Below are 8,112 nucleotides of genomic sequence, written 5' to 3'. Positions count from 1 at the left end.
AGCAGATGCGCCTGGATGTCCCGCACCGTCAGACCGGCGGCGTAGAGCCCGATGATCTTGTCATCCATACCGTCGATCCGGGTCTGGCCCTTCTTCACCAGTTCCGGCTCGAAGCTGCTGTCGCGGTCACGGGAGATCGCTACCGGCAATTCCCCGTCCTGCCCCTTCAGCACTTTCGTCGATGTGCCGTTGCGGCGGTTGGGTTGGCTCGGCGGCGCGCTTTCGCCCTCTTCATAGCCAAGATGCGCGGTCAGTTCAGCACCCAGCATCCGTTCCATGAGCTTGATCTTCAGCTCTTTCATCAGCCCGGCATCGCCGAGCAGGTCCTCAGGGCGATCAACGCCCTTAAGCAGTTCGTCCAGGATTTCTTTCGAGATGGTCATGCATGCTTCCTTTTGGTGAAGCATGAACCGGATCAATCATACACAAAAGGTCGGACACTCTCCGCAGATGACATGCGCGTTTGGCAATGACGCGGCCTGCTTCAAATACCCGAGATCACGCAGGACAGTCTCCCGCTCGCGCCGCCGTGCCTGCCCCAGCTGACCGGTTCGGCGTAGTTCCTTGTGTCGCCACCACGAGGCAGCGGTCGCGCGCAACACGCGCAAGAAACCTGTTTGCATTGGAATGTCCTTCATCAGAAATGGCAGACCGGAACCCGGCCCGGACCCATCTGAGGGACCCCAAAGGCCCTCATCCGTCAGTCACAAAACCCGAAGGACACTTTCACTCTTTGGGGAACTGATGCCGGAGAATGTTGAATGCGAAGCTCATGAAAGCCTAGGATCTTGCACTTTCCGATGGCAGACCCCACTGAGGAACAGGGTCAGGCCCGGACACCCTCTTTCGGGCACCCCAAAGGCCTGACCTTCCCCGGCCCTCCTCTTCCTCTCAAACCCCATGATTTCCGCAGGTGGCTTGATTTTGTTCCTGTTATGTTCTATTTTAGGAACCACGCTAAGAAGGGAGATCCCCGATGGAAAGCACCACTTACGCCCTGCCCGCGACGCTCAAGCAGATTGCCTATGCGCGCTCACTGGCCCTGCGCAACCAGACGCTTTTGCCGTGGGAGGTTCAGCAAGATCGGCGCTCCTTGAGCGCCTGGATCGACGCACAAGCCAAGCTGACCCCGGGCGCGCAGGATAGCCGCCCGACATCTAAGCAGGTCGCTTTTGCCGAGCGCCTCGCCCGCATCAAACGCCGCACTGTGCCGGACGAGTGTTTCCGCGACAAGGGGCTGATGTCGAAGTGGATCGACGGGAACAAGTGAAGCTGGGCTGACCCTGCGGTGATCGATACTACTTCAGCCGATCGACAACGGATGCACCACCCGACCTGGCAAGCGCGATCAGGCTGGACTGGATTTTGGATGTGAATACTGAACTGAACGTGCCGATGGGCGTGCGGTCCTCCCAGACATAGGACCGCTCCAGAATATCGGTGTTGATCTCGTCCAGCATGACCCATTTGCGAACATGGGTTTCCAACCCCACGCGCTGCGACTCGATCTGTGGCACCTCGATGAACTTGCGCGAGGGCAAGGGCGGCTGCGTGGTGATCGGCAGGATGAACACCACGGTCTCGCTATCGGACTTGGCAACAGTGACGGCGATACAGACAGGCCGCGTCTTGCGGCCCTCGGTCTCGCCCGCCATCTGTTCGCGTTTCCACAGGAACGGATAGCGGAAAACCTCTCCAGCACTCGGCTTAGTCATCTGCCTGCGTCAAGTCCCGCTCGAGCCCTTCTATCATCAGCGCCTTGAGACCCTCGGGCATCTCGTCAACCATATGAGCTTGTTGAGTGGCCCCCCGCGCGAGCTGCTGATACTGATCCATGCTCATGAGCACGAATTTCGGCTTGCGATGTTTGGTGATCGCGATCGGCGAGCGAATGGCCGCGTCAAACAGGTCACTTGTGTGCCGCGTCAGGTCGGCCGCCTTGAACTCGGGAAGCTCATTCATGATCAGGGTCTCCATTTGTCCAGAATATACATACATTCTGGATATTCTGCAAGAGATGGGTTGAGCCCTTCCATGTGTCATCCGAACCGCCGCACGGTCTCAGTGTAGGTGTACTCATAGGCGGTGTTGCCGTCTTCAATGGACTCGTCCGAGGTCAGGTGGTCGTAGCCGCGATAGGCTACCAGCGCGCCGTAGCGGTCGAACGTGACGAACGCCCCTTCCCGTCCGATTTCCTTTGCGTCGAAGAACAACGGCCGGGTCTCGATCTCTTCCACCTCTGTTTCCGACACGCCAAGCCGCGTGTCGATCTCGTCGGGGATTTCATCCTGACTCGAGTATTCTTCCTCGAGCAGCTTAGCATTGGCCGTAGCTTCGTCATCCGGCATAGGTGCCGGATCGCCGGACAAGGACCTCAGGCCGTGGCTGTAGCCGTAGGGCAGGTCGAGTGCGACCTCGATCCACTTCCAGACCTCAACCGCAACCGTCTCAGCCTGGGCCTTGAGTTTTTCTGTCACCAGCCGATCGAACAAGGCAAGGTCCTCGAGCGAACTGTCGCCATCGCCCTGGAAGAGGTCATGCAGCATCGGTCTGACCCTTGTCAGGCAGGGACACAAACGCGCAGGACTGGTCGAACGGGTGCAGCGCGTCGCTCTGCATGTTTCCGCAAGGGAATCGTCCTCGGTCAGAATCTCGAACTTGCCGGTTTTAGTACCATCGTCAGCCAACACGGGCCGCACGCTCAGGCTCTGCATGAGGCCGCGGCGAGCGATGTCCTCGACGGACACGCCGGCCTTGATGCGCCGCACGTTGGACTGCCTCAACATCATTTTTTCGAAAGGGATATCCCGGGACGGGGACAGGGTGATTTTCTGGACAGTTTTGGTCATCAGATATTCTCCACGGCAAGCGTCGGAAGCCACTTTTCCGATCTCACTTCCGGTCACCCTCAAACCAACACTCCTTTCCCTCTCATGGTGGTTCTTGACCGCGGTCAAGAAGTTCATGTGGGAGCAAGTTGTGTGCGTAGAACCCTTTCAAAATAAGCGTCAGGGTGTTTGATCGTGTCTGCTCTTGCTATCAGGTAGTCGAAAACGAGGAGCAGTTTTCCTGCACCAGCTTTCTGGATCCCATGCCGCAGTTCGTCTTGGCTTATTCTAAGCAATCGACCGAGGTCGTATAGAATGCGGGTGAGGGCTTCTCCCGTGCGCGGCGGTTCTGGGAAAAATCCCGCAACGTGGGTGAAGTCTTCCCATGCCATGCGTGCTGGGTCTCGGTTCATCGTGGGTTTGGTTTGTGCGGTTTGTTCACCGTGATTGACCGTAGTGGGAACAATCTTTTTAATATCTTTTTTTATAGACTCTATGTGCCGGACATTCTGACCGTTTGTGGCGGGCAGATCGTTGGAATCTGGTGTATCAGGTCGGTGTTCGATAGTTTGTAAATTATCTGCGGTACCAGCGTTTGCCGCGGCATGGTGTTCACCGTAGCTTGCGTCGGTATCGGCTCCGAGGGCCCTAAGTTCTGAGATAACGCTCAGCACTGCATCAACGGTTAATGTTGCTCGACGCAGGACATTTCTGATCATGTTGAGGGTAGAGAGCTTTGCTTCATCGAAGCGTGTCTGTTGGAGTAGCGAAGCACGTAGGGCCAACGCCTCAGCCTTCAGTGAGCGCAAGCGCTCGCGTTCTTCGGTGAGCTGCAAGGCTTGTGTCGCGAGTGAGCCGTACCTCTGGATCAAGGGCTTCAGGTCGATACCGAAGGCATCTCTGATAACGCCTCCATACCGCAGCGGAAAGCGTTTGCCATTTGCTGAATTCTTGCGCTCGATCAGTTCAGCAGCTGAGAGGCGTCCCAGGCTGCGTCGAATTGTTCTCTCATCGAGTCCATTGGCGCGCTCTGATAGAGAAGCGTTCGATGGGAACACGACAGTGAGCGTAAGTCGCTGGCTGTCCTGAATCTCACGTTCTTTGCGGGGTAGGAAGCTAATGAGCGCGGTCAGAACGGCGAGGTCATTGGTTGTAAGGCCGAGCTCCTTCCTCAGTACGCGAACTGGGCCCAGAAGCTCATAGGGGTTAGGGCAGGGTAGAGACGTCCGTTCCGCCAGGGCGGTTGTTGTTTCATTTGCATGTCTCATGGTGTTTCGGAAGAAAAAGCTTCCCCGTTCACCGCGAGCGGTGTTGAAATCGATTCGTTTTGGGGGTATCAATCAGGTGTCGAGACTGATTGAGGCCCTTCGGAAGCATCGCTTTCGGGGGGTCTTTCTTTTTCTAGCCGGTCCTCCTTTCGTTTTCTGCTCGTTGCTTTTGATGTCTTGACCGCGGTCAAGACACGGGGGTCGTCACTCTGGCCCGTCTTGACCGCGGTCAAGAAGCTCCGTGACCAGCTTCCGGACTGCCTCCTCAACACGAGGGACAAGATCAGCGTCCACATCGATGGTGATACGGTTGCCCTTTCGGCCGATCTTCACGCGCTCACTGGGGTGCGTCTTCTGCGTCGATGGTTTGGTGGCTGTCAGCAAGGTGACCGCCGCTTCGAGACGGTCGGGGGCCGGTATGTTGCGAGGGATTGTGCCGGCAACTTCTCGGGCTCTCGCGACGTCTTTCTCGCACAGCCTGAAAAGCTTTTCCCAAACCCGTCGACCAACGCCGTGTGCAGGTCCGATAGCCTGGATCAGTTCCATCGGGATGCCCGTAGCGATACGGTTCATCCGCGAGACGAGCGATTCATCGATCTGAAGTGCCCGATACGCGATCGTTTGAGCGTTCTTGCGCGTTTCGTCGGTTTTCCCAAGTTCTCGAATGATCCCGGCGACAAACAGAGCCCTTTCGATGAATGATGGATCTTGGCGCGCATTATTCTCTACGCCTTGGGCAATGAGAGCTTCCTCGTCGGTCATCTCCATGACCGTGGCGCGCACTTTCTGACCAAGTTGGCGACAAGCGAGAAGCCGACGGCGTCCATAGACGATCTCAAGCGCACCGTCTTCGGTTCGGCGAACCAGTACTGGAACCTTTTGACCGTGCTCGCGGATCGACGAGACAAGCTCATCCAGACCATCGCTTGGATCGATGCGGTCCATGACCGCGGACATCCGTATGGCGGTCGGGTCGATCAGCCGCGTGGCGTGTTTATCCTCTTCGAGCACAGATGCTTGAGCGCGAGCTACAGTCGGGCTCGTCCGTTTCATATCCAGATCGTCGTCTGAAGGCGGCGTTTTGCCCATCGCGTTCTTGAGTGAGTCCCCGAAGACCTTACGTGCCATGGCTACGCCCCCATGCTTTCAGGACTTCGCGTTCGACTTCGTCGGTCACGCGCGAGACGGACTCGATCGCGCGCTCGTAAGTTCTGCGGTTCACGTCGCGAGGTTCGACCTCGAAGATGCTCTGCTGGGTGTTCGCAGCATCACCCACGGCTGTTGATTTCAGGAACTCGGCAGAAAGCACGGCATCCCCGAGGACTGTCCGAAGCAGAGACGAAATCTGCACCTGCGGACCATCCGTATTTTCGTAGCGTGTGATCAGAACTCGCACGAAGTTCAGTCCATGTTCCGGAGCGTGTGCCTCGACGACGCCCATTAGGTTGCTCGCCATGCCCAGAAAGCTCGCCAGCGACATGACATCGAGCATCGACGCGTTGAGTGGGATCAGGACCCCGGTCGATGCAAAGAGGGCAGAGATCACCGAGAAGTTCAGCTGCGGTGGGGTGTCAAATATCACCACATCATATCGGTTGAGGACGGGCTCAAGCGCTTCCCGGATGCGGCTATGGAACGTGGTGGCGCCGTGTCTGAAGCTCAGGGCGACCTCAAACTCGTACTCCATGATGTCCATGGATGCCGGGATCAGATCCACGGTCGGAAAGTTCGTTTTGCGAATGATCTCTGTTGCGGGTAATGGATCGTCGGATCGGATAAGATCGTATGAAGTCGGCATATCCGGATCGAGCTCGGGAGTAACCCCGAACAGGTTTGTCAGACTTGCCTGGCTGTCGAGGTCGATCAGCAAGACACGGTAGCCGCGCAGACCCAGTAGTTGTCCTACATGGGCAACAGATGACGTCTTTGCCGAACCACCCTTCAGGTTGAAGATCGTCAAGACCTGACAAGCCTCTCCCGGTCTTCTGTGCGGGTGTTCTTCTGGCTTGATCCTTCCAGTCTCGAGAAGTACGCGTTGTGCCTCGACCATCTCCTCTGCAGAGAAGCTACGGCGGTTGCCGCCCTCCAGAACACCTTCGGGGAAGCCTTCGAGGTTTGACACATGATGGCGGAAGGTATTCTGATTAATGCGAAGAAGTTCAGCCGCTTCCCTCATGGCGAAGCGGCGGAGGCCCTTCTGAGCGTCCGGTGGGAAGGTTTCCTGCGCATGTTCACGCAACCGACTACCAAGCCGCTTGGACATGACTTCAAATCTCTGGGAGGCCCGTATCCCGTTCATCACTGCCCTCAAGTCTTTATTGTTTTGCAAAGCTTAACAGATATTGTGGATAAATCCAGACCAAACCGTTGAGCGGCCTGAGGGCGTTGAAGGCACCCATTTCTGTCGACGGTAAACTGTTAAAAATCAGCGTCTTGGGCGACTGCGCTCTCACTTTACTTCAACACCTCGTTGCCAGTTGCGAAGTGACCACAAGATGTATTGTGAGTGCGTAGAGAATTCAGTCGGCAGAATCGGATGGACGATTCTCCGGGATCTCAGTCGAGCAACCCCAGCCTCTCGGCCCGCTCCAGCAGCATCTTCACCGACGAAGGCTGCCAGCTTGTCCGCCCGCGGGGCGTGCGCTCACGCATCGCTTCCAGCCGGGTGCAGATCGCTTGGAGCTTAATGCCGGGATCCGCGCCCTTGATGGCGGCGACGATGGCGGGCAGGCGGTCATCGGTTTCGCGGCGGCCGGCGCGGGCTAAAACTGTTTCGGGCAGGAAGCCGTCGCGGACATAGGCCTTCACGGCGCGCAAGAGACGGCTTTGGGTCCAGCGACGCGCCTCGGGCAGGGGGCCGTTGATGATGCGCACCACGTCTTCCCAGGCCAAGTCGGGGCGCAACCGACGCACATGGGGCACCCAGTCCTGTGCCGTCTCGTTCAGACGCTCAATGTAGCCGTCCTGTCGCGCCAACCGCACCTTGCGAAGAGCGGCAGGGTCTTTGGCCCGCAGTCCGGGGTTTCCGCCCACGCGGCCCTTTGTGCGTGCGCTGGCCAAGCCAGCCTTCGTCCGTTCCCGGATTAGTGCGCGCTCGAACTCGGCCGCAGCGCCCAAGACCTGCAGCGTGAACTTGCCTTGCGGGGATCCGGTGTCGATCGGGTCCTGAATGGAACGAAAGAACGCACCCTTGGCCTCCAGCCGCTCGATCACCTCCAGCAAATGCGACAGGGATCGCGCGAGGCGGTCAATCCGCACGACGACCAGCGTGTCGCCTTTGCCGATGCGTTCCAACACTCGCCCAAGCACCGGCCGCGCGCGATTGCCGCCTGAGGCGTGCTCTTCATAGATTTCGGCGCAACCCGCAGATTTCAGGGCCTGCGACTGGGGCAGGGGGGTCTGATCCTCGGTAGATACGCGGGCATAACCGATCAGGGGCATCAAAACAATATTTTTGCAGTTTCATATAGCGTCATTAAACGACCGTTTGTAAATGAATGCAAGGGCGCGCTCTGTGGCGCTGTTCATCAGAAAGCCCTTGGTTTCCATACGCAGAGCGCGATCAGGGAGGTCTCGCGGACCATCGCGCGCGCGTGCTATGTAAGGTGTACAAACGCACTCTGATAAAACCCTTGGGTAAAGCTCAAAATAGCTGTATTTTGCGCATATGAGGCCTGGAACCCCCGCATTGTATGATGAATCCGACGCGCTCGGCATTTATGCTGAGGAGGTCGAACAGGCGTCTGAGGACGACCTGTGGATTCTGCCCGGTCCGATGGACGACGAGCCGGACTATTTGCCGCCGGGACCACGGGCCGAACCGCGTGAAACCGAGGTCCTCGACGAATGGCGGAAGGCAGAGGGCGGGCAGGCCGCGCGTCTTGCCCGTGTGGCCGGTCGCGTCGGCGCGCTGGATGACCGGTTGAAGCGCGGACCGGAAGGATGGCGGCATCGGCTTGCGCTGATGGAGGCCGCAGATTTGAGCTGGCACACCGGTGACCGCATCAGCCAAGACC

At 58.0% G+C, this 8,112-nt stretch carries 8 protein-coding genes and 3 pseudogenes; 2 read left to right on the top strand and 9 right to left on the bottom strand.

The genetic code is table 11. The features are described from left to right. The coding region (locus A3764_RS14325) for a transposase (protein WP_201722436.1) at positions 1-383 on the bottom strand (383 nt) is incomplete at its 3' end. Between the two features lie 45 nt (positions 384-428). Then, positions 429-638, bottom strand: a pseudogene (locus A3764_RS26030) (hypothetical protein); the annotation flags it as partial. 338 nt (positions 639-976) lie between these two features. Here A3764_RS26030 and A3764_RS14320 point away from each other — a divergent pair. Then, a complete protein-coding gene (locus A3764_RS14320) occupies positions 977-1,270 on the top strand; it encodes a hypothetical protein (RefSeq protein WP_067921643.1) in 294 nt (97 codons plus the stop codon). A 28-nt stretch (positions 1,271-1,298) separates the two neighbouring features. Here A3764_RS14320 and A3764_RS14315 read toward each other — a convergent pair whose 3' ends face one another. The 7 genes and pseudogenes from A3764_RS14315 to A3764_RS14285 form a co-directional block, all read right to left on the bottom strand. Beyond that, the gene (locus A3764_RS14315) at positions 1,299-1,715 is read right to left on the bottom strand and encodes a hypothetical protein (protein ID WP_231017891.1); all 417 of its coding nucleotides are present in this window, start codon (positions 1,713-1,715) and stop codon (positions 1,299-1,301) included. Continuing rightward, positions 1,708-1,962 carry a type II toxin-antitoxin system prevent-host-death family antitoxin gene (locus A3764_RS14310; protein WP_236628200.1) on the bottom strand — a complete coding sequence of 85 codons (255 nt, stop codon included), beginning with the start codon at positions 1,960-1,962 and terminating at the stop codon, positions 1,708-1,710. The genes A3764_RS14315 and A3764_RS14310 overlap by 8 nt, the downstream gene beginning before the upstream one ends. 188 nt (positions 1,963-2,150) lie before the next feature. Then, positions 2,151-2,849, bottom strand: a pseudogene (locus tag A3764_RS26025) (DNA-binding protein); the annotation flags it as partial. A 113-nt stretch (positions 2,850-2,962) separates the two neighbouring features. After that, positions 2,963-4,096 carry a helix-turn-helix domain-containing protein gene (locus A3764_RS14300; protein WP_067921649.1) on the bottom strand — a complete coding sequence of 378 codons (1,134 nt, stop codon included), beginning with the start codon at positions 4,094-4,096 and terminating at the stop codon, positions 2,963-2,965. A gap of 204 nt (positions 4,097-4,300) precedes the next feature. After that, positions 4,301-5,224 carry a ParB/RepB/Spo0J family partition protein gene (locus A3764_RS14295; protein ID WP_067921651.1) on the bottom strand — a complete coding sequence of 308 codons (924 nt, stop codon included), beginning with the start codon at positions 5,222-5,224 and terminating at the stop codon, positions 4,301-4,303. Then, complete coding sequence (repA, locus tag A3764_RS14290; protein ID WP_161487189.1) at positions 5,214-6,359, bottom strand: plasmid partitioning protein RepA; 1,146 nt, start codon at positions 6,357-6,359, stop codon at positions 5,214-5,216. The genes A3764_RS14295 and repA overlap by 11 nt, the downstream gene beginning before the upstream one ends. Before the next feature lie 293 nt (positions 6,360-6,652). Then, positions 6,653-7,537: a recombinase family protein gene (locus A3764_RS14285; RefSeq protein WP_067921655.1), complete on the bottom strand. Its 885-nt coding sequence runs from the start codon at positions 7,535-7,537 to the stop codon at positions 6,653-6,655. Between the two features lie 226 nt (positions 7,538-7,763). On the opposite strand from A3764_RS14285, the pseudogene A3764_RS14280 reads away from it, so the two are divergent. Next, positions 7,764-8,112: pseudogene (locus tag A3764_RS14280) on the top strand (hypothetical protein); the annotation flags it as partial.

The organism is Sulfitobacter sp. HI0129, assembly GCF_001635395.1.
Taxonomy (GTDB): Bacteria; Pseudomonadota; Alphaproteobacteria; order Rhodobacterales; family Rhodobacteraceae; genus Sulfitobacter.
The sequence above is the reverse complement of the archived record's forward strand: the minus strand, read 5'-3'. Positions and strand labels throughout refer to the sequence as shown.

Bases quoted from the DNA above. Each gene is read 5' to 3' on its own strand.
- A3764_RS14320 (WP_067921643.1), top strand. From the start codon at position 977: ATGGAAAGCACCACTTACGCCCTGCCCGCGACGCTCAAGCAGATTGCC.
- A3764_RS14300 (WP_067921649.1), bottom strand. From the start codon at position 4,096: ATGAGACATGCAAATGAAACAACAACCGCCCTGGCGGAACGGACGTCT.
- A3764_RS14310 (WP_236628200.1), bottom strand. From the start codon at position 1,962: ATGAATGAGCTTCCCGAGTTCAAGGCGGCCGACCTGACGCGGCACACA.
- A3764_RS14295 (WP_067921651.1), bottom strand. From the start codon at position 5,224: ATGGCACGTAAGGTCTTCGGGGACTCACTCAAGAACGCGATGGGCAAA.
- repA (WP_161487189.1), bottom strand. From the start codon at position 6,359: ATGTCCAAGCGGCTTGGTAGTCGGTTGCGTGAACATGCGCAGGAAACC.
- A3764_RS14315 (WP_231017891.1), bottom strand. From the start codon at position 1,715: ATGACTAAGCCGAGTGCTGGAGAGGTTTTCCGCTATCCGTTCCTGTGG.
- A3764_RS14285 (WP_067921655.1), bottom strand. From the start codon at position 7,537: ATGCCCCTGATCGGTTATGCCCGCGTATCTACCGAGGATCAGACCCCC.